The sequence below is a fragment of the Rhizobium sp. 2MFCol3.1 genome (assembly GCF_000377565.1).
Lineage (GTDB): Bacteria > Pseudomonadota > Alphaproteobacteria > Rhizobiales > Rhizobiaceae > Rhizobium.
In genome coordinates, this window is record NZ_KB898356.1 from 248,015 (window position 1) to 272,451 (window position 24,437).

General features: G+C 61.8%; 21 protein-coding genes. 8 read left to right on the forward strand and 13 right to left on the reverse strand.

Features of this window, described 5'->3' with window-relative positions:
• Nucleotides 1–212 precede the first annotated feature (212 nt).
• A complete protein-coding gene (locus D460_RS0109905; protein WP_018898385.1) occupies nt 213–617 on the forward strand; it encodes a hypothetical protein in 405 nt (134 codons plus the stop codon).
• 57 nt (nt 618–674) lie between these two features.
• Here D460_RS0109905 and D460_RS0109910 read toward each other — a convergent pair whose 3' ends face one another.
• Nucleotides 675–881 carry a hypothetical protein gene (locus tag D460_RS0109910; RefSeq protein ID WP_018898386.1) on the reverse strand — a complete coding sequence of 69 codons (207 nt, stop codon included), beginning with the start codon at nt 879–881 and terminating at the stop codon, nt 675–677.
• A 271-nt stretch (nt 882–1,152) separates the two neighbouring features.
• Here D460_RS0109910 and D460_RS0109915 point away from each other — a divergent pair, with 271 nt between their 5' ends.
• Nucleotides 1,153–1,581, forward strand: a complete 429-nt coding sequence (locus D460_RS0109915; protein ID WP_018898387.1) for an OsmC family protein — start codon at nt 1,153–1,155, stop codon at nt 1,579–1,581.
• A 154-nt stretch (nt 1,582–1,735) separates the two neighbouring features.
• Complete coding sequence (locus D460_RS0109920) at nt 1,736–2,632, forward strand: DMT family transporter (protein ID WP_026282983.1); 897 nt, start codon at nt 1,736–1,738, stop codon at nt 2,630–2,632.
• Nucleotides 2,633–2,637: 5 nt separating this feature from the next.
• Here the strand turns inward: D460_RS0109920 and D460_RS0109925 are convergent, their stop codons facing one another.
• The 7 genes from D460_RS0109925 to D460_RS0109955 form a co-directional block, all read right to left on the reverse strand.
• A complete protein-coding gene (locus D460_RS0109925) occupies nt 2,638–3,660 on the reverse strand; it encodes a polysaccharide pyruvyl transferase family protein (protein WP_018898389.1) in 1,023 nt (340 codons plus the stop codon).
• 49 nt (nt 3,661–3,709) lie between these two features.
• Nucleotides 3,710–5,200, reverse strand: coding sequence for a lipopolysaccharide biosynthesis protein (locus tag D460_RS0109930; protein ID WP_018898390.1), 1,491 nt, complete (start codon nt 5,198–5,200; stop codon nt 3,710–3,712).
• Between the two features lie 55 nt (nt 5,201–5,255).
• Nucleotides 5,256–6,173 carry a glycosyltransferase gene (locus D460_RS0109935; protein ID WP_018898391.1) on the reverse strand — a complete coding sequence of 306 codons (918 nt, stop codon included), beginning with the start codon at nt 6,171–6,173 and terminating at the stop codon, nt 5,256–5,258.
• A 574-nt stretch (nt 6,174–6,747) separates the two neighbouring features.
• The gene (locus D460_RS0109940) at nt 6,748–8,307 is read right to left on the reverse strand and encodes a VOC family protein (protein ID WP_018898392.1); all 1,560 of its coding nucleotides are present in this window, start codon (nt 8,305–8,307) and stop codon (nt 6,748–6,750) included.
• Nucleotides 8,308–8,369: 62 nt separating this feature from the next.
• Nucleotides 8,370–9,983: a response regulator gene (locus D460_RS0109945; RefSeq protein ID WP_018898393.1), complete on the reverse strand. Its 1,614-nt coding sequence runs from the start codon at nt 9,981–9,983 to the stop codon at nt 8,370–8,372.
• A 4-nt stretch (nt 9,984–9,987) separates the two neighbouring features.
• Nucleotides 9,988–10,413, reverse strand: coding sequence for a response regulator (locus D460_RS0109950; protein WP_018898394.1), 426 nt, complete (start codon nt 10,411–10,413; stop codon nt 9,988–9,990).
• Nucleotides 10,400–12,487 carry an ATP-binding protein gene (locus D460_RS0109955; RefSeq protein ID WP_018898395.1) on the reverse strand — a complete coding sequence of 696 codons (2,088 nt, stop codon included), beginning with the start codon at nt 12,485–12,487 and terminating at the stop codon, nt 10,400–10,402. Before D460_RS0109955 ends, D460_RS0109950 begins: the two co-directional genes overlap by 14 nt.
• 223 nt (nt 12,488–12,710) lie before the next feature.
• Here D460_RS0109955 and D460_RS0109960 point away from each other — a divergent pair, with 223 nt between their 5' ends.
• The 3 genes from D460_RS0109960 (at nt 12,711) to D460_RS0109970 (ending at nt 14,654) form a co-directional block, all read left to right on the forward strand.
• Entirely contained in the window at nt 12,711–13,085 is a 375-nt protein-coding gene (locus tag D460_RS0109960; protein WP_018898396.1) for a response regulator, read from the forward strand.
• A gap of 412 nt (nt 13,086–13,497) precedes the next feature.
• Complete coding sequence (locus D460_RS0109965; protein ID WP_026282986.1) at nt 13,498–14,202, forward strand: helix-turn-helix transcriptional regulator; 705 nt, start codon at nt 13,498–13,500, stop codon at nt 14,200–14,202.
• 14 nt (nt 14,203–14,216) lie between these two features.
• On the forward strand, nt 14,217–14,654 hold the full coding sequence (locus D460_RS0109970; protein ID WP_026282987.1) for a response regulator: 438 nt from the start codon (nt 14,217–14,219) through the stop codon (nt 14,652–14,654).
• Between the two features lie 7 nt (nt 14,655–14,661).
• On the opposite strand, the gene D460_RS0109975 is transcribed toward D460_RS0109970, so the two are convergent.
• The 4 genes from D460_RS0109975 to ybaL form a co-directional block, all read right to left on the reverse strand.
• Complete coding sequence (locus D460_RS0109975) at nt 14,662–15,357, reverse strand: ATP-binding protein (protein ID WP_018898399.1); 696 nt, start codon at nt 15,355–15,357, stop codon at nt 14,662–14,664.
• Between the two features lie 110 nt (nt 15,358–15,467).
• On the reverse strand, nt 15,468–18,008 hold the full coding sequence (gene secD / locus D460_RS0109980; RefSeq protein ID WP_018898400.1) for a protein translocase subunit SecD: 2,541 nt from the start codon (nt 18,006–18,008) through the stop codon (nt 15,468–15,470).
• Nucleotides 18,009–18,100: 92 nt separating this feature from the next.
• Nucleotides 18,101–18,487 (reverse strand): hypothetical protein, encoded by a 387-nt coding sequence (locus tag D460_RS0109985; RefSeq protein WP_037111163.1) that lies wholly within the window; start codon nt 18,485–18,487, stop codon nt 18,101–18,103.
• 54 nt (nt 18,488–18,541) lie between these two features.
• Nucleotides 18,542–20,353 carry a YbaL family putative K(+) efflux transporter gene (gene ybaL, locus D460_RS0109990; protein ID WP_018898402.1) on the reverse strand — a complete coding sequence of 604 codons (1,812 nt, stop codon included), beginning with the start codon at nt 20,351–20,353 and terminating at the stop codon, nt 18,542–18,544.
• A gap of 35 nt (nt 20,354–20,388) precedes the next feature.
• Between ybaL and D460_RS0109995 the strand changes: the two genes are divergently transcribed.
• On the forward strand, nt 20,389–20,694 hold the full coding sequence (locus D460_RS0109995) for a transcriptional regulator (protein ID WP_026282988.1): 306 nt from the start codon (nt 20,389–20,391) through the stop codon (nt 20,692–20,694).
• Nucleotides 20,695–20,698: 4 nt separating this feature from the next.
• Here the strand turns inward: D460_RS0109995 and D460_RS0110000 are convergent, their stop codons facing one another.
• Entirely contained in the window at nt 20,699–22,123 is a 1,425-nt protein-coding gene (locus D460_RS0110000; RefSeq protein ID WP_018898404.1) for a glycosyltransferase family 39 protein, read from the reverse strand.
• A 646-nt stretch (nt 22,124–22,769) separates the two neighbouring features.
• Between D460_RS0110000 and D460_RS0110005 the strand changes: the two genes are divergently transcribed.
• On the forward strand, nt 22,770–24,383 hold the full coding sequence (locus tag D460_RS0110005; protein ID WP_018898405.1) for a globin-coupled sensor protein: 1,614 nt from the start codon (nt 22,770–22,772) through the stop codon (nt 24,381–24,383).
• The last annotated feature ends 54 nt before the right edge of the window (nt 24,384–24,437 follow it).

A 24,437-nucleotide genomic window follows, 5' to 3' on the forward strand; every position in this document is an offset into this window, starting at 1 on the left:
CATTCGCACGCGCCATGCTAGACCACAGGCTTTAACGAAGTATTCATGACGATATCGAGCAATCTGGGCGGAAATTCGTGACGACTTTGAATTCTCTGAGAAACGCTGAAAGTTGTCTCGCCGCGCATATCGCAACCTAATGATAATGGCGTCGTTCTCAACTCGCCCCTGGAGTGGTAATATTACCCTTGCCGAAAAGAGGGGAGATTCACATGCCACGCATCTCGCATCTATATTTCAAGACGGCCGTTCTGTTCCTGATCCTTGGTATCGGAATGGGCCTGAACATGGCAATCTCGCAGGATCACAGCGTGATCGGCGCTCATGCACACTGTAATCTCTTGGGTTGGGTCACGATGGCGCTCTTCGGAGGCTATTACGCACTCAACCCGCGCAAGGCCGAACGTCGCATCGCGATGATTCAGTATGGCATCTATACCGCGGGCGTCACGCTGATGGTCCCGAGCCTCTATCTGATGTTGCTGGGCAACATGGCGATGGAACCCGTCGTGGCAATCGCCTCGATCATCACATTCATCGGCGTCCTGCTGTTCGCCTTCGTCATCTTCTCCGGCGAACAGGTGGCCATGACACCATCGACGCCGTCCTATCGCTGAAGTCTTCTCTTGCCCCTGCGGCGCTCGTTCTTGGGGATGGGCGCCGTGGAAGGTAGATCAGTGAACGACCTGAACGCGGATATGCTCCTTGGCTGCATAGGAATGGCAGTCGATCGGCGCATCGCCGACGAAGATCACATCGCCGTCCTGGTCGAACAGGCCCCAACAGGCTTCGTCATCGACATAGACCTTGCGGACGTAACCAAACGGCGCGCTTTCTAAGACGACGTTGGGTGCAACAGCAACTGTCTCAAGTTCTCGCATGGATCACTCCGATAGTCATTTCTGTTTTAGTGCGACATCATATTGCATTGCGAGGCGGATGCCGGGCTATCCCTAGAAATGGGGATGTCTAACTCAGCTTGACCTTTCGCCTCTCAGGGTGTGCCGAATCGGTATTTCATGCCGATTTCCTTCCTTGGTTGCAGCGGGTCGTGCCTTTGTGGATTGCGATTGCATCAGCGGCGAAAAGCGCGTTGCGCCGACCAATCGAAGCTCCTATCTACAGGCACGAATCATCTCCGAGGAATAACTCATGGCCGACCTAAAGGTTCGCACTCGTCCCGTTGGCGCCAGCGCCGTTCTCGGCCGCACCGGCTTCCCGCATGTCACCTCCGCCACCGGCGGTGAGATCGACATCGTCACCAGCCCGTCGCAACCGGGTTTCAACCCGCTGGACCTTCTCTATTCCTCCCTCTCGGCCTGCCTGGTCCTGAGCGCCCGCATGGCGGCGAGCCAGCTCGGCGTTCTCGATCGCATCACCGAGCTCAAGGCTGACGTCACCGGCGAGAAGGCCACCGAAGGCCTGTCGCGGGTGAAGACCTTCAACATCGTCTTCTCGATCAAGGGCGACATCGACGAGGAAACCCGGCAGAAGATCGCCCACGCCGCCGAAGACGAGATCTGCACGGTCAGCAACACGATCCGCGGCAATCCGGAATTCTCGACGGTCATCTCCGGCTGACCCTCTATGCTGGCGCCGGCGTCGCGCGAGCGACGCCGGCGTCGATATCGACCGCGCCTGTCGTTCCCGGGCTATTCTCAGGCCGCTGCTTCTGCTACTTGCGGTGCATGATGGCGCCGCTCGATCGCACCCGACGCCGCAAGCACGGTACGCCATGTCGCAAGTCTCCTCCGCTCTCCCACAGTCCGCTCCCTCGCAACGTTTCGCGCTTGCCGCATTGATCCTCGGCGGTGCCGCGATCGGCGGCTCGCCGATCTTCGTGCGGCTGTCGGAAGTGGGGCCAATGGCAACCGGCTTCTGGCGCGTGGCGCTGGCTTTCTTCCCGATCTACATCTTCTCGCTGCTCAAGGGCGGCGCAACCGGCCCTAAGCCCGAGACCTGGGCGGACCGCGGCATGCTCATCCTGCCCGGCGTCATTCTTGCCATCGACCTCATCACCTGGCACCTGTCGATCACGATCACCTCCGTCGCCAATGCGACGCTGCTCGCCAACCTGGCGCCGGTCTTCGTCACCATCATCGGCGTGCTCTTCATGGGAGCTGCCGTCACGCGCGTTTTCGTGGCGGGGTTGCTGCTGGCGATCGTCGGCGTCGTCATCCTCAAGGGTGGTCCGGCTGCACTCGGTCAGGGCGATCTGCTGGGCGATGGCGGCGCCGTTCTGGCGGCAGTCGCTTATGCGCTCTACATCCTCGCCATCGGCAGGCTGCGCACGCGCTTCGATACGGTTCGTATCATGCTCTGGAGCACAGCGTCGGCCGCCGTCTGCCTGTTTCCGTTCGGCTTCTTCGTTGAAGGCCATCTCATGCCCACCACGGCCTATGGCTGGGCCATGGTCTTCGGCCTCGCCTTCATCAGCCATGCCAGCGGGCAGGTGGCGATCACCTATGCGCTGGCCTATCTGCCGGCCGCCTTCTCGTCGCTGACGCTGCTCCTGCAGCCGGTCGTCGCCGCGATTCTCGCATGGATATTGCTCAGCGAGCCGATCGGCCCGATGCAGGCGATCGGTGGTCTCGTGGTCCTCGCCGGGATCATGATCGCCCGGCGAGGGTAACTGCCTTAGGCGACGGCGGCCTGTTTCTGCATGCGCCGTGCGTCGAGAATATCAAGCGCCTCGTCGACGGTCGCCGCCAGTTCCGCCTTTTCCGTGTTGCAGGTGTTCCAGGCTTCGATGAAGCTGCTGGTCTTGCCGTAGCTGTTGTCGAGCACGCAATGGTCGGCGCCGATCAGCACGCACATGATGTGCCCGTGCATGCGGTCGGTGATGACCTGCCGTGCCGAACCAAGCAGCACCACGCCGCGGTCGAAACGCTGCTGCGCGCGCTCGCGATAGGCGAGTTCCGTCATCCGCGCGCGGCCGCCGATCTTGCCTGAGAGCAACCCCTTCAGGATTGCCGCATGCTTGGTCTGCTTCTGGAAGTCGGCAGGCTCATCCGGCCAATCCGACTTCACCGTGCCCGGGCGCTGTGTTGCCGCCGTCAGGTCCTGTGGCGTGCCGACTTCCTGGTCCTCGCGCAGGTTCAAGAGCAGCTCATGCTGCGGCACCGGCTTTGCGACCGGGCCGATGCAGAAGGCCATGTCGGGGCACAGGCGCGTCTCGCACTGGAACCAGCGCTGCGCAAAGGCAAGGCTCTTCTTGTCGCGCACCAGAAGCGTGAACTGGCCATGCTTCTCGATGGCGCGCGCCGTGCTGTCGACGTTCGCCTGATCCTTGAAATGGATGGTCTGCGGCAGCTGCACGATCGGCCGTCCCTTGTGCCGCTCCAGCATGTTTTCGCGGAACTGGCGGTAGCCGGCCCAGATGTCCCCGAAATTGCCGCCGCCATGCAGGAAGATCCGGCCGTCGCCAATGGCGCCGAGCATGCGGTCCTCGTCGAAGGTCGGGATTTCGGTGACGTAGGACGGGCGCGAGCGCTTCTTGTCGAAGTATGCAAGCTCGCCCAGCCAGATCGCGCTGTCGCCGATATTGTAGTGGTTCGGAAAGTCGAGCAGCGCATAACGCTCCGACGGGTCGAAAACGTCAGACAGGTTCTTCTCGATCACGCCCTGCAGGCGGTTGATGATCGTCAGGTTAGATTCCATTGAAGGCTCCTTGTTTTAGGGACAAGAGGTCCGAAAGTGATGCGCGGGCTCAGGCCTGCGCGTGTTTGCGAAACGGATTGAGCGACATTGCAAGCGCGATGTAGGGGCGGATGACCGACCGGCCGAAGATCGGCAGGAAGGCGAGATAGATCACCGCGCCAAGACCGATGCTGAGGCCGAGCGACAGCCAGCGGTTCTGGACATGCTCGACGATAACAGGATGTGCGAGCCAGACGCCGGCGGCCATTAGCAGCGAACCGCAGAGCGGCAGCGCCACGGCCTTCAGCGTGCTCATCGCATCGATGTTGGCGAAGCGCGCCAGCACGTACTGCTGGTAGGGCAGCGTCAGCCAGGCGCGCAGCGTATAGCCGGCTGCGACGGCAACCACGCCGTAGGGAACCAGCAGCCAGGTCAGCACCAGCGTGGCCGCAAGCTGCAGAGCAGCCACCGAGAGGATCGATTCCGCACGGTTGACGGCGGAGAGCGCCGACGAGGCGAAGAAGTTCATCACGAAGGGCACGGCCATCAGCACGAGCACCGTGGCGATATCGCCGGCATTGCCCCACTTGTCGCCAAACAGCATGGCGATCATGTCGTTGGACAGAGCGCCGAAGCCGAGCAGCAGCGGAATGGTGCCGAGTGCGGCGGCGCCGACGATCTTGTTGTAGGCATTGCGGAAGGCGACGCGGTCGTTCTGCAGTCGCGACAGCGTCACCAGCGCGACACTGCCGATCGGCGCCAGCACGGCCTGCCCGATCAGCTCGATCAGCCGCCACGCAATACGGTAGCGGCCGACTTCGACCGGGCCGTACCAGCGTGAAATGAAGATGTCCTGCACGCGGGCAAGCAGCATCCACATCAGCTGCGTGACGACAAGGCTGATGCTGAACAGGAAGACAGAGCGGAACAGCGGCACGTTGAAGCGGAACTTCGGCATCCAGGGATAGGCGACCCAGCCGAGCAGCACCGTGACGACGGCGTTGACGGCGGTCTGGGCGACCAGCGCCCACACGCCCCAGCCCATGAAGGCGCAGGCAACGGCGGTGATGCCGGAAAGCAGGCTGGCGGCGATCGCCTGGGCGGCGAGGTTCTTGTGGCCGAACTCGCGTGCCAGCCGCGCATTGTGGATGACCGCAAGCGACGACACCGGCAGCAGCGGCGCCAGCCAGCGCAGGATCTCGGCGACTTTGGGGTCGCGGACGAGGTCGCCGTAATAGGGCGCGAAGACGAAGACGACAGCGGCGACGATGGCGCTGAAGGCAATGGTCGCCCAGAAGGCGGTATCGGCCAGTTCCTCGTCCAGGTCGAGCTGGCGCGTCACCGCGTCACCGAGGCCGGCATAGGCAAGCACCCTGCCGATCTCGACGAACAGGCTCGCGAGCGCGAAGGTGCCGAAGTCGCCGGGGCCGAGAATACGCGCGAGAATGACGAAGATCACGAAGGTCGCAACCGTGCTCCACGCCACGCGGATGACCGACCAGAGGACGGAAAGCGCGGTCTTCTTCTTCAGCTCGGCGTGGCCAATTGCCGTATCTGTCATTCAGTATCCAATCGATTGGGCGCTGAGGCGCAATGCTTCCGGGGCTCGGGACCGCTCAAGCGGCCCGGCCCGTCTTCTGGCCGCGCCAATAGGCGACCATGCCGGTGAAATTGTCTCTGAGCTGGCTGCGATAGGTCAGCCCCAGCTCATCGCTGAGCTTGCGGCGGCCCATTGCCTCCAGCACCGCCTGGCGAATGTCCCAGCGCAGCATGCCGCGCATGTTGGAGCGGCGGTCGAAGAGGTATTTGGCGTAGAGCGCGCCGTTGCCGAAGGCATAGCCGCTCTGCAGCTTCTTCACGTCGCCGAGTTCCCGGCGCCCATGGAAATGCTTCACGGCGAAATCCGGAATGTATTCGACACGGATGCCGGAGTTGAAGGCGCGGTGCACGTAGTCTGTGTCCTCACCGGAGCGGAAGGGCGAGCCGGCGCCAAAGCGCGTGTCAAACAGACCGACCTTCTCGATCAGCGCGCGCGGAAACGCCATGTTGGCGCCATGGATGAACCCGCCGGCATGCAGCTCGCTCGTCAGCACGGCAGGCTCAAGCTCGGGCTTGATCGTGACCGGTAGATCGCGTGCGTCGCCAAGCTCGATGCGGCCACCACGCATGACGATGTCGATGTCGGCGGCAAAGAGCGCTGCAATCACCGTGAAATAATCGGGAAACACTTCGCAATCATCATCCGTGAAGGCGATGATCCGGCCCTTGGCGGCAGCCAGTCCGCTATTGCGCGCAACCGAAAGACCAGGTTTCGCTTCGTAAACGAGATTGGTGCTGATCGGCGCGGTCTTAGCCCATTCGCTGACGATCTCGGACGTGTTGTCGGTGGAACCATTGTCGACGAAGACGAGTTCCAGGCTCAGATCGCCGGCCTGGCGCGCGGCATTCGATACGGCATCCAGGCAGTTCGTCAGTCCATAAGCCCGATTTCTCGATGAGATGATCAGGCTGATGTCCACGGGCTGAGGAGGCATTCGGGTTCCCTTCTGCAGTCGATGTCGGGGGAAGGGTAGGGCGCTCCCCCAACCTCGGCAAGAAACATTTTGCGTTGCAGCAAACCAATACAGTTTGCTGAAAAACCAAAACAATGTGGTGATTTCTTGCTGGTATATTATTAATCGCAGGAGGGTGATATTAATGCGATATTATTTCTGAAATGAAGAAAAGTAATTGTAATAATTCGTGTTTATTTAATATTCACAAAGTCTCAATTCTGTTTGTTTGCTTCTGGTTATTATCAAAATAAATCAGATTTAAGCATTGTGAATATAAAAATATATAGAATTGCAATAAAGTTGCTTGCGTCGTTTTCTCATGGCCGCATTGCGCTTCTTCGCAGTGGCGAAATGGCTGATAGGTAAAAGACAGCTGTTCTCGCTGGATCAATATCGATCAAGAAGACCGGCCGGATCGGACGTTTTTGCCAGAGAAAAACCCGTCGCATGACTTAGAAGAATGCGACGGGTCCGAGTAGAAATTGCAGAATACGACCAGCGGGTGTGTCCTGGCGGCAGTGGATGAAGCTCCGCTGGCCAACCCGCCGACGCGCTACTCCTCGTGCGTCAGCCACTTCTGAATGACCGGAACATCGTCATCGCCGAGCAGGTGCCCCGTCGGAATGACGGTCGAATCGACGGTTGCGCCCGAGGTCTTCAGCCGTGTTTCGAGGTCGCTTGCGTATTTCCCATAGGCGTCCGTCTTGCCGCTGATGACAAGTAGATCGGTGCCCTTCAGGTCCGCATGCGGAAACTCGCTGAGCACAGGCATGGAGCGCAGCAGAACCGCTTTGTGAACGAGGTTCGGGTGCAGGTAGAGAAGCGAGTTCAGGAGATTGGCGCCGTTGGAATAGCCGACATAGACGAGCTTTTTCGGATCGAGCCCATAGGATTTGACCGCGCCGTCGATGAAGGCGGCGAAGGCCTCGGCCTCGTTCTTGATGTCCTGCTGGTCGAAGGAGAACGGCGTGATGCGCTTGTACCAGCGCGGAATGCCTTCTTCCGTCGCGCGTCCGCGCACGCCGAGCAGCGTCGCGCGCGGCGCCACCTTGTGCAGCAGCGGCATCAGCGTCGTCTCGTTCCCGCCAGAGCCGTGCAGCAGCACCAAAACGGTGCCGTCAGGGTTGGGCGGCGTATAGAAACGGTGCACGAAGGGCAGTTCGCGATAATTGATCCGGGGCTCACCCGGCATCGAAAACTGCGGCAGAACCACCTTCAGGTCCTTCAGATCGGTGATCGGGTCCTTCGGCACGAACAGCTTTTCGCCCAGCGTCGCAGCGGGTTCGTCCACGGTCATGCCCGGCTTGTCGGTCGCAAGCTCGATCAGCGTGCCGCCCGGCTCGCGCACATAGAGCGAGCGGAAATACTTGCGGTCGTGCACGTTGATATCAGACGCGCTCGCGCCCTCGCTCTTCAGCGCATCATGAACCTTCGACAGCGCTGCGTCGTCCTTCGCGCGGAAGGCGACGTGGTCAAAGGTGCCCGTTCCCGGCGCGCTCGACCAGAACCCCTTGGCGTTCCTGATGTCGACGATATCGCCGGACTGTGAAACCAGCCGGTCGATATTGCCGCGGTTCTCCTGGAAGCGGTATCCGAAGTGGCTCTCGACGAAGGCGCGGCTCTTTTCCGGCTCCTCGGTCAGCATCGTCGTCCCGCGCACGCGCTGCACGGCGTGCTCGACCGGAATGCCAGCGCCATGCCAGGGAGCAGGCGATTTCAGCGCAGGCGTGCCGGCAAGCTTGACGATGATGTTGTCGGGATCCTTGAGCCGCAGCACCGGCTCGCCGAATTCGTCGGCCGGACCTTCCGTGCGCACGCCGAAGCTCATCGCCCGCGTCAGCCAGTAGCCGATGCTGGAAGGGTCGATCGCAAGCGCCAGTTCGCTCAATTGCCCGAAGCCGGCACGACCAGGCGCGCCATCTTCCCAGACAAGAAATGTCACGAGCGAGCCGGGCGTGGCTTCGGCGTCACCATAGAAGAGGTGCAACTGCGTCGCGTCTTCGAAGCCGGCCGTCTGCTTGACCAGCCGCATGCCGAGGAAGCCGGCGTAGAAGTCGACGTTCGCCTGCACCTTTCGGGTCAGCAGCGTGATGTGGTGTATGCCTGAAGCCATAGAGGGGAGCCCGGATTGCATTGGGTACAGAAGGAGCGCGGAGATGAAGGTGAGGATAACAGTCATATCGTTGCGTTTGCTTGGTGCCTTGTTTGCTCTCCATAAAGAATTAGGGCATCTCCGCAAGGCTGCAAATCCAAAGTCTGAACATCCCGCAGCGCAAGTTCCAGCTGCTGCCGCGTCGGCGGCTTGATCATGTAGGCCCGCGCGCCAAGCCTTCTGGCACGCTCCATGTCGTCCTCATCGCTTGATGTGCTTAGGATAAAGGCCGGTATAGTCTTCAGCCGCGCGTCACGCGAAAGTGCCTCGAGAACCTCGAACCCATCCATGATCGGCATGTTGATGTCGAGCAGGATGAGGTCGATCAAAGGATCGTGAGCACCGGTTGCCCGCTCTTGAAGAAGCCGCATCGCCTCGCGGCCGTTCGAAGCGAGATGCAGGTTGAACGTCACCTTCTCGCGCTTCATCAGCTTGATCTTCAAAAGCTGCACGTCGGCCGGGCTGTCCTCGACCAAAAGCACCTCGGCCACCCTGCCGATTCTATCCGTGCGCTGCTCTTCTTGCCGTGGGCTTGCCGCCCCCTTGGGCGCCCTGTCCGTCTCACTCAAGGCGAGCGGCAGCTCCATGATGAAGGTGGTGCCGCCGCCATCGGCATCCTCGCACCAGATGGCGCCGCCATGCAACTGCGCGATCCGCCGGCAGATCGCCAGGCCGAGCCCCGTCCCCTCGATGCCGCGCCCGACCAGCCGCCTGAAGGGCTGGAAGATCAGTTCGCGATGATCGCGCGCGATGCCGGGCCCATTGTCGCTGACGGCGATCCGGCAGAGCGTGCCTTCGCCTTGTGCCGAGATCTGCACGCGCGGCACCTCGGCCTCGCAATATTTGATGGCGTTGGAAATGATGTTCTGCAGCATCTGCACCAGAAGCGTCCCATCGCCCATCACGAGGGGCAAGGGGCCGCGCTCGATTTCGGCGCCGCGGCTGCTGATCTGTTCGCGCAGGTTGCGCTCCACCTGATCGACGATCGCCGACAGCGACACCGGCTTGGCCTCGAGATCGCCGGAGGCCTCGAGCTTCGAGAAGCCCGACACCTTGACGATCAACTCCTCCATATGGTCGGCCGCGCTGAGCACGTAGCCGAGCAGGTCGTGATCGTCATGTGCGAGCGAGGGCGATGCCTGCAGCAGCCTGCTGAAAGACTTGATCGTCCGCAGCGGCTCCTTCAGGTCATGAGCCATGGCGCGGGTGAAAATCTCTAGCGATTGCTGCTTCTGCTCCAGCTTGGCCGCGAGATCGCCATGCATGATGGCGCTCTGGATGCAGCGGTGCAGCGTCTCCGGCGAAAGCGTGTCCTTGGTGAGATAATCCCGCGCGCCGCCCTTCATCACCTCGACGGCGATCGTCTCGCTTCCCTGGCCCGTCAGCATGATCACGTTGGCGGAGGGATCGAGCTTCAATATCTCCTCAAGTACGCCAACGCCGTCGCGGCCCGGCAGCGAGTAGTCGAGCAACACGCAATCCGGCCGCTTCTGCGCGTTGAGCGCTATGCCCTCGTCGCCGTTCTCGGCCTCGTAGACCACGTAGTTCGCGCCCGGCACGCGCGCCAGCATCCGCCGGTAAACCTCGCGGTCGTCGATATTGTCGTCGATAACAAGTACCGCGCTGCCCTCGGCCATGAGGTCACCCCTCCAGCGGCAATATGGCGATCTCGAACCAATATTCCTTCAGCCTCTGGATGGCCGCGAACAGACCGTCGAGATCGACTGGCTTCTGGACGTAGGTGTTGGCGCCGAGCGCGTAGCAGCCCTCGATATCGCGCTCGTCGTCCGATGTGGTCAGGATGACCACCGGAATTTTCCGCCAGGCCGGGTTGGACTTGATCGCCTCCAGCGTCTTGCGGCCATCGAGCCCCGGCATGTTGAGGTCGAGCAGGATGAGGCCCGGCCGCGTTTCCATCGTCGCCAGCAGATCCAGCGCCTGCTGGCCCGATGGCGCCCATTGCACCGGGTTCTTGAGCTTGGCGCGCTTGAACGCGCGGATCGTTGCTTCGTAATCGTCCTCGCTGTCTTCGACGATCAGGATCGGCTGTGATTCACGGTGCTGCATGCTGCCCCTCGCGCTTGTGACCCAGTGTAAAATAGAAGGTTGTGCCCTGGCCAACCTCTGACTCCAGCCAGACGTCGCCCTCGTGACGGCCGATGATCTTGCGCACGAAGGTCAGCCCGGCGCCGGTGCCGTCGTCCGATTCTTGCGTCTTTTCCAGCCGCTTGAAGATGCGGAAGATATCCTCGTGAAACTCGCGAGGAATGCCCTTGCCGTTGTCGCGCACGAAATAGACGTCGCTCGTCCGGCGCCCGTCATCGCCCAAAACCTCGGCGACGTGGCCGACGGTGACGACCGGCTCGGGCTTGTCGTTGTATTTCACCGCGTTGGTGATCAGGTTGCGGTAGACCTCGGTCAGCCGCAGCGAATCGCAGACGACATCGGGAAGCTGGCCCTCGACCAGCACCTTCGCCCGCCGCTCTTCCAGATAGAGCTCCATGGTCGAGACCACGTCCTTGACGATCGCATGGACGTCGGTGCGCTTCACCGCCAGCTGCTGCCGCCCGATGCGCGAGAAGTAGAGCAGGTCGTTGACCAGCTTCTCCATGCGCTGGCTGAGCCGCACGATGCGGTTGATGCGGCGCACGCCGTCCTCGTCGAGCACCGTCTCGTAATCCTCGAGCAGAAAGCGGGAATGGTTGTGCATCCCGCGCAGCGGTTCCTTGAGGTCATGCGAGGCGATATAGGCGAACTCGTCGAGATCGGAATTGCTGCGCTCCAGATCGGCGGTGTAGGCCTGAAGCTGGCGGAACATCGTCCGCAGTTGTTCCTCCTGCTGCACCCGCAGGCTGATGTCGCGCAGAATGGCGACGAAGGTGACCGTTGTCCCGGTCCGGAAGGCGCTGAGCGACACATCGAGCGGGAATGTTTCGCCGTTGCGCCTGACACCCGAGATCGTACCCGTCGTCCCGGTCCCACCTTCCTCGCTCAAGAGCAGCGATCGCCGGAAATAGTCGTCGAGCCCCGCATGAAAGGTCTCCGGCAGCAGTATATGGACGCTCTCTCCGATCGCCTCCCTCGACGTCCGGCCGAACATCTCTTCCGCCGCCGGATTGAACAGCGAAATCTTGCCCTGCGGGTCCATGGCGACGATCGCGTTCGGTGTGTTGCGCGTCACCGTGTCGAAGCGGATGCGCTCGGCATCCAGGCTGTCGCTCTTGCGCTGGAAGAAGAACACGAAGGTCGCCACCAGCCAGAGCATGCCGACGGTGATGGCGCGGTTCGTCGCTTCGTAGCCATAGCCTTCGCCATGCCGGTCGACTGCGAGAAAGCCGAGCAGGATCAGGATCGAGCAGACGAAGGCCAGGTTGAACGGCGCCGTGCGGCTGTTGAACCAAAGCGAGGTCAGGATCAGCGGCACATAGATCATGCCGTTCACCACCCCGAGCGGGGTGTAGAGATCGATCATCAGTCCGATGAAGCACAGCGCGCCGGGCATCCAGACGGGCATGCCGCCATGCTGGTCCGGCTGCAGCCACCAGGATCGCACCAGCATCGCCGAGCCGAGCAGCGTCACACCGGCGGCGGTATGCACCGCCATGCCGATATTCGATCCCCAGCGATAGATGTGCTCGGTATGCATCGCGTATCCGGCAAGGGCAGCGATGCCGAGGCCGATCACCACATAGCCGACAAGCTCCTCGAACAGCCGCGCCTTGCCGGCCCGGTCTGGGGGCGTCAGCGCCAACGAGAGGTTGGAGAAGAACATGATCACGGCGGTGTTCAGTGCCATGCCGCCGCCGATGCGGCCAAAGAATGCCGGATCGACGAAAATGCCGGCCAGAAAGCGCTCCATGATCTGCGGCTGCCGTCCGACAAATGTCAGCTCGATCAGCCGGACCCCGCTCATCGCGGCGGCGAGCGAAAACAGCAGGAAAGCCGCGAGCCGCGCATTGGCGCCGGTGTAGACCGAGATCACGAGCGCGATCCCGGTAAGGCAGAAGCAGATCGCCGTGTTGATCGCCATCGCCGGCGAATCCGGGATCAGGAAAAGAAGAGGTTCGATCTGCCGCACCCAGGCGAGAAGAATCACGGCGCCCAGCATGAGCAGCAGTACGCCGAGCACGATCGTGGTCAAACGGTGTCGTTCCTGGCGCCAGGGCGCACTCGTCCTTCGACCAATGATCGGCTTCACCACGCGTTGCTCTCCCGTCCGGCGGTTACTATTTCCAGAATTGAAAATTATTCAATATACATCTGTCGCGATAGTTGCGGCTTCGGCGCCGACCGGCAATATGCCTGAGATGGATGCTATGCCCTGCGGTCGAATCGAGCGCTGGCGCGAGCACGGGAGGGTGGCAATGCCGGCGGTATTTTATGTGGACGACAGCCGCGACGACCTGTTCTACGCGCAGTATGTCTCCCGCAGAGAACGCCCCGACATCGCTCTTTACTGCTTCCAGTCCGCCGATGCCGCCTTTGAGGCGCTTTGCGTCTCCGCGGCCGAAGGCCTCGCGCTGCCCGCTCTGCTGATCGTCGATCTCTATATGCCTGTCGATAGCGGCGTCGGCCTCGTCACGCGCCTGCGCGCCGATCACCGCTTCGCATCGCTGCGAATCGCTGTCTGTTCGGGCTCGGACGCGACGGCGGATCGGGAGCGGGCCTTGGCCTGCGGGGCGGATTTATACGTCGAAAAACCGATCGACCTCAGTGCACTCGTGGGTCTCGGCCAATAGTCCATCAAAGACAATCGACTTTCTTAGGTATTTATGACGCAATGGTTGCAAGTCTCATTGACACGACTTTGGCTACATTTCACACTATACGCATGAAGCAGTGTGAGACGATGCTGGGGAGAGCCGTTTGACTTTGTTGACGAAACAACCCCGGCAAAATCCGTGAATGAAGTCTGTCGTCCCGCTGGTGCGCGAAGCGCGTTGCCGGCGGCGTAGGACAGGCGAATGCCGAGGGTAGGGGGCGGAAGCGGAGGCCGCATGCCGATTTTGTGATCGGCGTGTCGCGGCGGTTTCCCTCGAAACTCCGCACTCGGTCATTAACTGTATCAGTCTGGCGCGTGTCTCCAGAGTTCGGGGATGCCGCTCAACCGGTAACCACAGGCACGTAGGAGCCAAGTAGCAGGAATGCGGAATGAGTAGCGCGATGGCACTTCCATTTCACGCCGGCCCGGAATTGGGGCGGGCGATCAACCGCACGGATTTCTTTCGACTTCTGAAGGCGGCCGCGCATCACTATGCCTTTGACAGCTTCGCGCTCGCTCGCATCTCCGAGGCGTCGCAGCCCTTCGGCGCGCGCGATATCATCATCACCAATGTCGCCGAGCGCCAGACCGGCTTCTTTGTCTACGCCATGGGCCGCGCGCTCGGCTTCATCAAATCGAAGGCCGCGCAGTTTTTGGCGACCCCCATGAGCGGCAAGGCCAACAATCTGGAGGGCTATCCTCCCGATCTCGTCCTCAACGAGTTCGACACAAACGGCTTTCTGCTCATCCCGCTTTTCACGCCCGAGGGTCGCCGCTACTGTGTCGCCTTCAGCGGCAAGCGACAGCAGCCGGACCAGGGCGAGGTCGCCGATATCCTGCTCGACACGATGCGGATATTCGACAAGTTCTACGAGGAAATCCTGGTCAACGAAATGTCAGGCCGTTTGACCCAACGGGAGAATGAAGTGGTTCGCTGGACCAGTGAAGGCAAGACATCGGCGGAAATCGCCATCATCCTCGGCCTGTCGGAACACACCGTCAATTCGCACATTGCGGCGTCGGTCAGGAAGCTCGGCGCGGTTAATCGCGTGCACATGGTGGCGATGGCGTTGCGCATGGGACTTGTTTCGTGACCGAAAACGCTGAAGTGAAACCAGAGACGGCTCGCGGCGAGGCCGTCAAGATCCTGTTCGTCGATGACGAATTCATCGAATTCCGCTCCCTGAAGAAGACCGTCGCGGCACTCACCGAGCCGAAGGTCGAGATGGACTACGCGCAATCGGTCAGCGATGCGCTGGCAAAGCTCAATAGCGACAGGTTCGATCTGATCCTGCTCGACAATCGCCTGTTGCCGAACGCCGATTTTCGCGAGACCGTGCCGAAGCTGCGCGCCGCAAGCTACACCGGCCCGATCGGCGTCATATCGATGGATGTGTCGGACAGCTACTTCCAGCAGTTCCAGGACTATGGTGTCGATTTCAGGATCGGCAAGGACGAGATCGACGTCGAGACGCTGCAGCACATCATCCGCGAATATGTTCGCTATGACATGCCCGACGTCTGGAAGGACGATTACAACATCTGACGTGCCATCAGACCGGCAGCCGGATCGTGAACCTGCTTCCCGTCTCAGTCGGTGATGTGAGTGAGATCGTGCCGCCAAGCGCAGTCACCAGCTCGCGCGCGGCCGCCAACCCGAGGCCCGGCCTTTTCGCGGCACCTTCCGGTAGCAGGCTCCAGAAGGCGGTGAACACGCTCTCCTGATGTTCCGGCGCGATGCCCGGGCCGTTGTCTGAAATATGGATCGTCCAATGCGTGGCATCGACCTCCGCCTCGACCGTCAGGCGGCATGCCTCGTCGGCATCCGTGCGATGCATCAGCCCGTTCGCCATCACGTTCTTCAGCACCAGCCCCAGGATCCCCGCATCGGTCCGGACGCCGGGCAGGTCGCCGAGTTCGATCGTGGCCTTCGGCGCATCGACCTCGAAGCGCAGCTCCGCCCAGATCTGCGTCACCAGAAGCTTCGTGTCGACATCGCTGATCACAAGCCTCGGCGCGCCGGAGGCGAAGCTGATCAGCCCCTTCGTCAGCTCCTGCGCGGCCTGCGTCTTGGCAAGAATGGTGTTGAGGTATTCCAGATGCTCGGTATCGATCCTGTCGCCGATCTCGTCGATCAGGATCTCCGCATACATCGCGATGTGCCTGAGCGGCGATTGCAGGTCGTGCGAGGCAATGGCGAGAAAGCGCTTGATGCGCGTTTCGTCGGTCTCTGTCGTCGATGGTGACATGTCTCGTCTCGCCAGCTTCAGCCCGGGCGGAGAATAGAAAGCGGGCGCCGGTTCTGCAACCGGCGCCCGCATCAATTTCACGAAAGCAACCTGAAAAGGTCGATCCTTTATCAGCCTGCCGACTTGCGCGAGCTCGGCGGAATGATGTCGACCTTGTCGTCGTTGCTCGAAACCGCCGCGCGGTGGCGCGTACGCCAGTCGCCGAGGAAGAGCAGGATCGGCGCCGCGATGAAGACCGACGATGCGGCGGCGACAACAATGCCGAACACCATCGGGATCGCGAAGCTCTCGACCGCGCTGCCGCCCCAGATTGCCATCGGCAGCAGGGCGAGGAAGGCGGTGACGTTGGTGTAGATGCTTCGGGCCAGCGTCTCATTGATCGACTTGTCGATCAGTTCGCGCAGCGGCATCGACTTGTAGAGGCGCATGTTTTCACGCATGCGGTCGTAAACCACGACCTTGTCGTTCACCGAGTAGCCGACCAGCGTCAGGATCGCCGCGATGGCTGTCAGGTTGAAGTCGAGCCCGGTGAGAGCAAAGAAGCCGATGCACTTGGTCACGTCGAGAATGAGCGTGACGATGGCGCCGACCGCGAACGGCCATTCGAAGCGGTACCAGATGTAGAGCAGCATCGCGAGGCTGGCGATCACGACGGACAGGATACCCGCCCATGCAAGCTCGCCGCTGACCTTCGGGCCGATGACATCGGTGCCGGTCACGGTTGCCGACGGGTCGATCTTGACGATCTCGTCCTTCAGCTTGGTGACGGCAGCCGTCTGCGCCTCTTCACCGCCGTCCTGGCGCTGAGCGCGAACGGCCATGGTGTTGTTGTCACCATAGGACTGCAGCGAGACTTCGCCGAGGCCGAGGCTGTTCAGGCCTTCACGGAACTTGGCGAGATCGGCTGCTTCCTGCGTCTTCACCGACATCTGGATACCGCCACGGAAGTCGACGCCGTAGTTGAGGCCGGGATGGAAGAAGAGCACGACCGATGCGGCCGACAGCAGCGCGGAGACGGTCACGCCGAAGAAGCGCGCCTTCATGAACTGGATGTGCTTGTCGTAGGGGTAGAAGACCGGCAGCAGCGGCTTGATGTTGATGGTCTTCAGCTTGAAGCGACGGGTGATCTCGATCATCGAGACGCGAACGAAGGCGACCGAGGTGAACATCGAGATGATCAGACCGAGCGCCATGGTGACGGCGAAGCCGCGAACCGGGCCGGTGCCGAACCAGAACAGGATGGCGGCGGCGATCAGCGCCGTCATGTTGCCGTCGATAATGGTCGAGTAGGCACGGCGGAAGCCGGTGTCGATGGCTGCGAACGAGCCCTTGCCCTTGCGGGTTTCTTCACGGATACGCTCATTGATCAGAACGTTGGCGTCAACCGCGAGACCAATGCCGAGCACGACGCCGGCGATGCCGGGCAGCGTCAGCGTGGCGCCGACAAGCGTCAGGGCCGAGAAGGTCAGGATCGTGTGGATGAGCAGCGCGACGTTGGCGAGAATGCCCCAGGTTCCGTAGAGCAGGAAGATGAAGGCTGCGACGAGGACAAAACCGACGAGACCGGAATAGATACCCATCTGGATCGCATCGGCGCCGAGGTCGGCACCAACCGTGCGTTCTTCGATGACGGTGAGCTTGGCGGGCAGGGCGCCGGCGCGCAGCATGGCGGCAAGCGTGTTGGCCGTATCGGTCGAGAAGTTGCCGGAGATCTGGCCGGAACCGCCGGTGATCGGCTCGCGGATGACGGGCGCGCTCAGCACCTTGTCGTCGAGAACGATGGCGAAGGGATTGCCGACGTTCTGGCGGGTGATGTCTGCGAAGCGGGTCGCGCCGGCGCTGTCGAAGCGGAAGCTGACGACGGGCTGCTGGCTCTGGTCGAAGCTGACGCGGGCGTCGGAAAGACGGTCACCAGAGATTTCGACGCGGTCGAGAACCGGATAGGTGTTGCCCTCATCATCCTTCAGCATCGTCACGCCGGGGCCGGGAGCGTTGTTCGGCGCGAGCATGTGGAAGGACATCTTGGCGGTCGAGCCGAGAAGCTGGCGAAGGCGGGTCGGATCCTGCGCGCCCGGAAGCTGCACGAGAACGCGGTTGCCGCCGATACGCTGGATCGTCGGTTCGGCGACGCCGACCTGGTCGACGCGCTGGCGAATGACTTCAAGGCTCTGCTGGACGGCGCTGTCGACGTTGCTGGAGATGCCGGCGGCCGAGAAGGCAACGATGATGTTGCCGCCGCTGGTCGTGACCGAAAGGTCCGACTGGCCGGCGGAAATGCCGGTCGCGATCGTGTTGCCCAGCGTGCGCAGCTGCGTCACGGCTTCGTCGGTCTGCGCCTGGTCGATCAGCGTTACGACGATCTGGTTCTGGTTGCGAACCACCGACTTAGGCTGGATGTTCTTTTCGCGCAGCACGCGGCGTGCGTCCTGCAGAAGCGACTGCAGACGCTCGCGCGTCAGGTCGGCTTCATCAACTTCGAGAACGAGGTGCGAGCCGCCGCGAAGGTCGAGGCCGAGCGAGACTTGCTGGTGCGGAAGCCACGAGGGAAGGCGCTGCAGTGTGGATTGCGGCAGGGCATTCGGCAGTGCGATCAGAATGCCGAGGAGAATGATCACCGTATAGGTGGCCACCAGCCATGGTGAGGTGCGCATTGTGTTGTCTATCCTTGATAACGCTTGAACCTGCGCTTCAGGCGCAGGCAGGCGTGTCGTAAATGCAATGAGAGGCGCCGAGGCGCGTGTCGTCAGGCCGCGAAAGCGGGCGGTCCATGCGAATCGTAGGGCTTCGCGTCAGCCGCGTAGAAGGCAGGCGAAGCCGATTGCGAAAGCTTGATGAAGCCAAGCGACGAGCGCTCGACGAGAGGCTGGTCAGCGGTAGCCGCGTCGCCGGAAGCATAGGTCGCGTATTTCTGCGCGACCTTCCGGTCGGCTGCCAGCACGCCGCGCACGACATCGCGTGCGCTCAGCTGCAGCGGCTGGCTATCCTTGCTCGAAGAAGAAAATGCGTTGTTGGGGCCGCGCGTGGGGCCGAGCACGAGATTGCCGCCGAACAACAGGCCGAGATAGGCGAAGATCGCGACGGCCAGCGAGACGGCAACGCGACCGGTCATGCGGCGCGTATCGAACCTCATCTGGTCGTCCTGCGGATTTTCAATCTCGAACCGGCTCAACGGCGCAAAGTTCTCTCATTGCTTCTCGGGAGAAGGCGTTTCCTCGGCCGCGCTTATACCAGCCTCGGTCTCGACTTCATAGGGTGAACTGTCATGATGTACTTGAGAGAGACGGTCAAGCATGCCCATGGCGATTTCGCGCTCGCCCATGATGACGGTATCAGCACCATATTGCCTGAGTTCCTCGACCTCTGCATCCGAATGCGCGCGCGCCACGATCAGCACGCCGGGATTGACCTCGCGCCCCTGTTCGGCCACGCGGCAAGCCTCGAATGCGTTGGGAATGGCGATGACAAGGCTTCGCGCACCCTTGAGATTGGCGAGATCGAGCGCTTCGCGCGTGACCGCGTTGCCACCGATCACTTCGATGCCCTGGTCGCGAAGCGCCGCGATCCGGTGGTCGGAATCCTCGATGACGAGGAAGGGCGTGCCCGAGGATTTCAGGTTCTGCCCGACAACACTGCCGACCCGGCCGTAGCCGACGAGAATGGCGTGGCCCGAGAGCTTGGTCGCATGCACTTCGTCCGCCACGACCGGCGGCTCTTCCACCACTTCGGTCGTGGTCTCGGCGGCCGGCTCGGGTTGAGGCTCCTCGCGTTTCGGCTCCAGCAGTGGCCGCAGTTTGTCGCAGGCATAGAAGAGGAGCGGGTTGAGGATGATCGATATGATGGCGCCGGCGAGGATCAGGTCGCGGCCTTCTTCCGGCAGCAGTCCGAGATCGACGCCAAGCGCTGCGAGAATAAAGGAGAATTCACCGATCTGGCCGAGGCTCGCCGAAATGGTCAATGCCGTTACCACGGGCTTGCGGAACAGCTGCACGATGAGGAAGGCGGCGACCGACTTGCCGATGACGATGATGAAGATGGTGGCGATCAGCGGGATCGGCTTTTCGACCAGGATGTTCGGATCAAACAGCATGCCGACGGAAACGAAGAACAGCACCGCGAAAGCGTCGCGAAGCGGCAGGCTTTCCTGCGCCGCCCGATGGCTGAGTTCGCTTTCGGCGAGAACCATGCCGGCGAAAAAGGCGCCGAGCGCCAGCGAGACGCCGAAGAGCTTCGATGCGCCGAAGGCGACGCCGAGCGCGATCGCCAGAACGCCGAGGCGGAAGAGTTCGCGAGACCCGGTGTGGGCGATGCGGTGCATCGTCCAGGGAATGACGCGCCGGCCGAAAACCAGCATCACGCCGACGAACAGCGCCACCTTGACCAGCGTCATGCCGATGATGCCGCCGATGCCCATATCGAGGCCGAATATGCGGTTCACCGCCGCCGAAAGCGGCTCGATCGTCCCGTGGCCGCTGCCGATGCTGGCGGCCGCCGGAATGAGGACGAGCGCCAGCACCATGGCAAGGTCCTCGACGATCAGCCAGCCGACCGCGATCTTGCCGCGTTCCGTCTCGACGAGCCGCCGCTCCTGCAAAGCCTTCAGGAGCACGACGGTCGACGCGACGGAAAGAGCGAGCCCGAAGACGAGGCTCCCGCCCGTCGGCCACCCCATCAACGCGCCCAATCCCCAGCCGAGCAGGGTGGCGAAACCGATCTGAACGATGGCGCCCGGCACCGCGATCCCGCGAACAGAGAGAAGGTCCTTCAGCGAAAAGTGCAGGCCGACGCCGAACATCAGCAGGATGACACCGATCTCGGCAAGTTCGGGTGCGAGGTTCTGGTCCGCGACGTAACCCGGCGTATGCGGCCCCACCAGAATGCCGGCGATGAGATAGCCGACCAGTGGCGGCAGTTTCAGCCGGTTGGCGAAGGCGCCGAGGATGAACGCAAGCACAAGACCCCCGACGATTGTCGAAATCAAAGGTGTATCGTGCGGCATAAGCGGTCTCCCCGACTGGAAATCCTAATTAAATTATGACATATATGGCTAATATCAACCAATATGGGTGGTTTGACACTATGGGTCAAGGCGCGAAGGAAACAATTCTCACCCCCGCTTTGTGCCGCGCTGCGAGGGGGCTGCTGGACTGGACGCAGGTCGACCTCGCCGACCATGCCGCCGTCTCCCGCAGCACGATCCGCGACTATGAAGGCAAGCACCACGAGCTGCACCGCGCCACCGAAGCGCAACTGCGGCTGGCCTTCGAAAACGGCGGCGTTGCCTTCATCGAGGTCGAAGGCAAGGGCACCTGCATCTGCCTGCGACCCGTAAGCGAATGATACGCTATTTGCTCGCTGCCAGGCAGCTGGCCTTCACCTTGTAGGCGTAGATCATATTTCCGCGATAATAGCCTTCGCTCGGCTGCCATGACTTGATGGTCTGCGGCGGCTCCGCGCACTCGAAGGGCTGCGTGGTGACGAATAGCACGTCGTCGCTGACGGTATTGGGCAGCGCGAAGGTCTGCTCATAATAGTTGTCGGGCGCTTCCGCCGGCGGCCGTGCATAGATCTTCAAGGGTTCGTTTCTCAGCGTATGGTACATGTCCGCCAGGATGTCGCGGCTGTCGCTAACGATGATCGCGGTACCCGCCTGCCGCGCCAGATCGCCGGCTTCGCGGCTGACGGCGCTGCGGCCGAGATAACGCTTCATCACCTCGTTCCCATTCGGCAGCACCAGCTGGTGCGCGAAGATGGCGGCGAGCGGAAAGAGCACGCTGGCCGTGCCGTTGATGGCAAACGACACGCGCAGCCCCTTGGGCCAGACGCGATGAAGCAGCCAGACGGCGAGGATCGTGCCGGCGACATAGGCCGTCACCGCCCAGTTGGCATAAGCCTTGGCGATCAGCGCCTGAAAGGTGATCAGGAGCACGACAGGCACGGAAAGCCAGATCAGCAACTTCTCGATCGGGCCGCCTTGCCCTCTCAAAGCCCGGTACACCGCCCAGAGGATCGCGAAGAACACGATCGGGCCGACGACGCCGAACTGCGCGGCGAAGAACTCGATCCCGTGCCCGACATTGAGGCTCAGCCCGCTCCAGTGGGCGATGCTGGTCGTGTGCTTGATCGTCGTGGCGTCATGGGTCGCGTTCCACCAGAGGTTCGGCGCCGCCACCACGATCGCAGTTGCGGCCGAAATGAAGAAGTCGCGCCAGCTGATCCGCGCCATCGGCAGAAGCAGCAAGGCGATCAGGCCGCCGGGCACGACGAACAGGATGGCGTATTTCGATAGAAACGCACAGCCGAACGCTACGCCCATCAATAGCGCCAGCGCGATCGAGCGCTGGCGCGTCAGGCCGAAATAGGCAAACAGCGCGACTGCCAGGAAGAAGAGCAGGATGACGTCGGTCGAGAAGAAGACTGAAGACAGTGCCACGCCGGGCAGCGTGATGTAGGTGACCCCCGTCCAGCCCTCGATCTCGGGGCTGACGAAGCGCTTGGCGAGCTTCATCAGCACGAAAGCGCTCGCCATGTGAACAAGAGGACCGCAGAGCCGGATCCAGAAGATCGCGGTTGATCCCGAAAGCTCGGTCATCGCGCGGATCACCCAGGCGATCATCGGCGGCTTGGAGTAATAGCCGAAGTCGAAATTCTGCGACCAGAACCAGTATTGCGCCTCGTCCACGAACAGATCCGTTGTGTCGAAGTGCAAGGTGACGATGCGCCAAAGCGTCACGCCGATAATGATGAGGATACCGAGGCGTGGGGACATGCGTCTGATTTCCGTAAACTGAACAAACCACCGCTGGCCGATGCACAACGCTTCGCCGGCTCAGTGGTTAAACACGTCCATTACTGTTGTTTTATGACGGGAATTCAAAGCACCCGCAAAGACAAGGCGACGCGGCCCGCTTCAATACGGTCGAGAAGTGCGACGGCCGTGAGAACAGACACGGCAAGAAAACATGCACCCAAACCCAGAACAATCATTGCTCAATCCCTATGACGTCATGTCGTGATTTGCCGGGGATATAACACGAAGCTTGCTTCGAACTTGTAGCAGCCGCGCAACGCTACGCCAGTATTTCATAGATGGTTATTCGCGTTGCTCCGAAAGCCCACATTCATAAAATGGGTATTAACCTTCAGGCAAGGAATTAACCATAAACATTGCAATACACGTCGGAATGGGAAAATTTTAGCGTTCCTAGCAGGCATGACGCCGAACCGCCGTACCGGCTTAATCCGGTATCGATCTCTCAAGTAGCTCTAAGATAGTCCGCACTGATCGCGACAGGTCCGACCGCCGGCGTTAGCCCGCGTCAGGTCCGCACGCATCCGTGTTGGTATCAGGAGGCTTGATTTCTCTTCGGGCGATATGCCCGGGCATTGGTTTGGGGACAGGCGTGGGGCAGAATATGCCATCGGATCAGGATCGTGGAGCACAGGCGGGCAGCCTGCGTGACCGCCTGCGCTTTGCCGGCCTCGATGCCGAGCAATGCGAGATGGTGCGGCGCTATCGCCCGGCGCTCCAGCAGCACCTGACCTCAGGCCTTCGCGATCTCTTTCAGCGTTTTCAGTCGTTTCCCGATGCCGCCCGCAATTTCGAGAGCGAGCGTCAGGTCGATCGGCTCCATGATCTGCAGACGTCGCACTGGGACGTGCTGACCGATGCGCGCTTCGATAGCCTCTACGCCGAGCGCGTCAAGGTCCTGTCGGATTCCGAAAGCAAGATGGGGCTGGACCCTCGCTGGCATGTCGCCGGCCACGGCGTCGTCCTCGAGCATGTCATTGCCGGACTCGCCGATGAGCTTGCCGGGTCCTCCTTCCTTCCAAGCGTCAAGCGCCGCAAGCGCGAAATCGCCGACCTCATGACCGCGCTCATCCGCCTCGTCATGGTCGATGTCGAGATCGCCGTGTCGCTGCGTTTCAATTCCCTGCGCGCCTCGCAACAGCGCCAGATCGCCGACCAGCGAAACAGCGACAGGGCCGAGGTCGCCCGCGTATTCTCCGACGTCATCGAAGGTCTGGCCGCCCGCGACCTGACCGCCCGCGCCATCGTCACGGAAGACGGTCCGCACAATGATGTCGCCCTGGCGCTGAACGGCGCGCTCCAAGCATTGCAGACCGAATTCGGCGCGATCAGCGAGCGTACCTTGAAGGCCGAGGCATCGGTTCAGGTGCTTGGCCAGTCCGCCCGCAATCTCTCCGGCCACGCGTCGGGCCACGCCGAGCAGCTTCTGGCGTCGGCCGCGACACTCGCCGATCTCTCCGAAAACGTGCGCCGCAGTGCCGCCGGCAGTCGTGCGGCTGAGGAAGCAGCCGCATCCACGCGCGCGGCGGCCGAAGCAAGCGGCGAGGTTGTCGGCCGCGCCATCTCCGCCATGGCCGATATCGAGCAGTCTGCCGAGCGCATCGGCCAGATCATCGGCGCCATCGACGAAATCGCCTTCCAGACCAACCTTCTGGCGCTCAACGCCGGCATCGAAGCCGCCCGCGCCGGTGATTCCGGCCGTGGCTTCGCCGTCGTCGCGCAGGAAGTCCGCGCGCTGGCGCAGCGCTCGGCCGATGCTGCCCGTGAAATCAAGACGCTGGTCACCACCACCAAGTCGCAGGTGGATGCCGGCGTGCAGATGGTTGGCCGCACGCAGGATTCGATCGGCAGCATCGTGCGCCAGGTCACCGATATCAACGCCGCCATCGCCTCGGTCGCCAGCCAGACCAGCGACAATGCCTCCGTGCTCGACGCGGTCACCACCGACGTCAAGGGCCTTGGCGCACGCGTGGCTGAAAGCGCCGACGCCGCATCGCATGCAGCCGATGGCGCCGACGATCTCCACACTGTCATCGTCGAGCTTGGCCGCACGGTTCGCGAGTTTCGCATTGCCCGCAATCGCGCCGAGGCAGCCGAGCGTCGCCCCGTTCGCGCCGTCGATGTCCAGCCCGCCCGCCGGGTTGTCGAGGAAGTCGACGCGGCATTCGATTTCAACCCTCCGCTCGCAAGTCTCGGAGGCGGACGAAATGCTTACTAAAGCACTGATTTATGACGGCGGCTCACATTCGTTGGGCGCCAATCAGCAGATAGG

Excerpts from the sequence above, each read along its gene's own strand:
- D460_RS0109910 (WP_018898386.1), bottom strand. The coding sequence starts at position 881 with ATGCGAGAACTTGAGACAGTTGCTGTTGCACCCAACGTCGTCTTAGAA.
- D460_RS0110000 (WP_018898404.1), bottom strand. The coding sequence starts at position 22,123 with ATGTCCCCACGCCTCGGTATCCTCATCATTATCGGCGTGACGCTTTGG.
- D460_RS0110005 (WP_018898405.1), top strand. The coding sequence starts at position 22,770 with ATGCCATCGGATCAGGATCGTGGAGCACAGGCGGGCAGCCTGCGTGAC.
- D460_RS0109965 (WP_026282986.1), top strand. The coding sequence starts at position 13,498 with ATGAGTAGCGCGATGGCACTTCCATTTCACGCCGGCCCGGAATTGGGG.
- D460_RS0109920 (WP_026282983.1), top strand. The coding sequence starts at position 1,736 with ATGTCGCAAGTCTCCTCCGCTCTCCCACAGTCCGCTCCCTCGCAACGT.
- D460_RS0109905 (WP_018898385.1), top strand. The coding sequence starts at position 213 with ATGCCACGCATCTCGCATCTATATTTCAAGACGGCCGTTCTGTTCCTG.
- D460_RS0109935 (WP_018898391.1), bottom strand. The coding sequence starts at position 6,173 with ATGCCTCCTCAGCCCGTGGACATCAGCCTGATCATCTCATCGAGAAAT.
- D460_RS0109995 (WP_026282988.1), top strand. The coding sequence starts at position 20,389 with ATGACATATATGGCTAATATCAACCAATATGGGTGGTTTGACACTATG.
- D460_RS0109975 (WP_018898399.1), bottom strand. The coding sequence starts at position 15,357 with ATGTCACCATCGACGACAGAGACCGACGAAACGCGCATCAAGCGCTTT.
- secD (WP_018898400.1), bottom strand. The coding sequence starts at position 18,008 with ATGCGCACCTCACCATGGCTGGTGGCCACCTATACGGTGATCATTCTC.
- D460_RS0109960 (WP_018898396.1), top strand. The coding sequence starts at position 12,711 with ATGCCGGCGGTATTTTATGTGGACGACAGCCGCGACGACCTGTTCTAC.
- D460_RS0109945 (WP_018898393.1), bottom strand. The coding sequence starts at position 9,983 with ATGGCCGAGGGCAGCGCGGTACTTGTTATCGACGACAATATCGACGAC.
- D460_RS0109930 (WP_018898390.1), bottom strand. The coding sequence starts at position 5,200 with ATGACAGATACGGCAATTGGCCACGCCGAGCTGAAGAAGAAGACCGCG.
- D460_RS0109925 (WP_018898389.1), bottom strand. The coding sequence starts at position 3,660 with ATGGAATCTAACCTGACGATCATCAACCGCCTGCAGGGCGTGATCGAG.
- D460_RS0109915 (WP_018898387.1), top strand. The coding sequence starts at position 1,153 with ATGGCCGACCTAAAGGTTCGCACTCGTCCCGTTGGCGCCAGCGCCGTT.
- ybaL (WP_018898402.1), bottom strand. The coding sequence starts at position 20,353 with ATGCCGCACGATACACCTTTGATTTCGACAATCGTCGGGGGTCTTGTG.
- D460_RS0109950 (WP_018898394.1), bottom strand. The coding sequence starts at position 10,413 with ATGCAGCACCGTGAATCACAGCCGATCCTGATCGTCGAAGACAGCGAG.
- D460_RS0109985 (WP_037111163.1), bottom strand. The coding sequence starts at position 18,487 with ATGAGGTTCGATACGCGCCGCATGACCGGTCGCGTTGCCGTCTCGCTG.
- D460_RS0109940 (WP_018898392.1), bottom strand. The coding sequence starts at position 8,307 with ATGGCTTCAGGCATACACCACATCACGCTGCTGACCCGAAAGGTGCAG.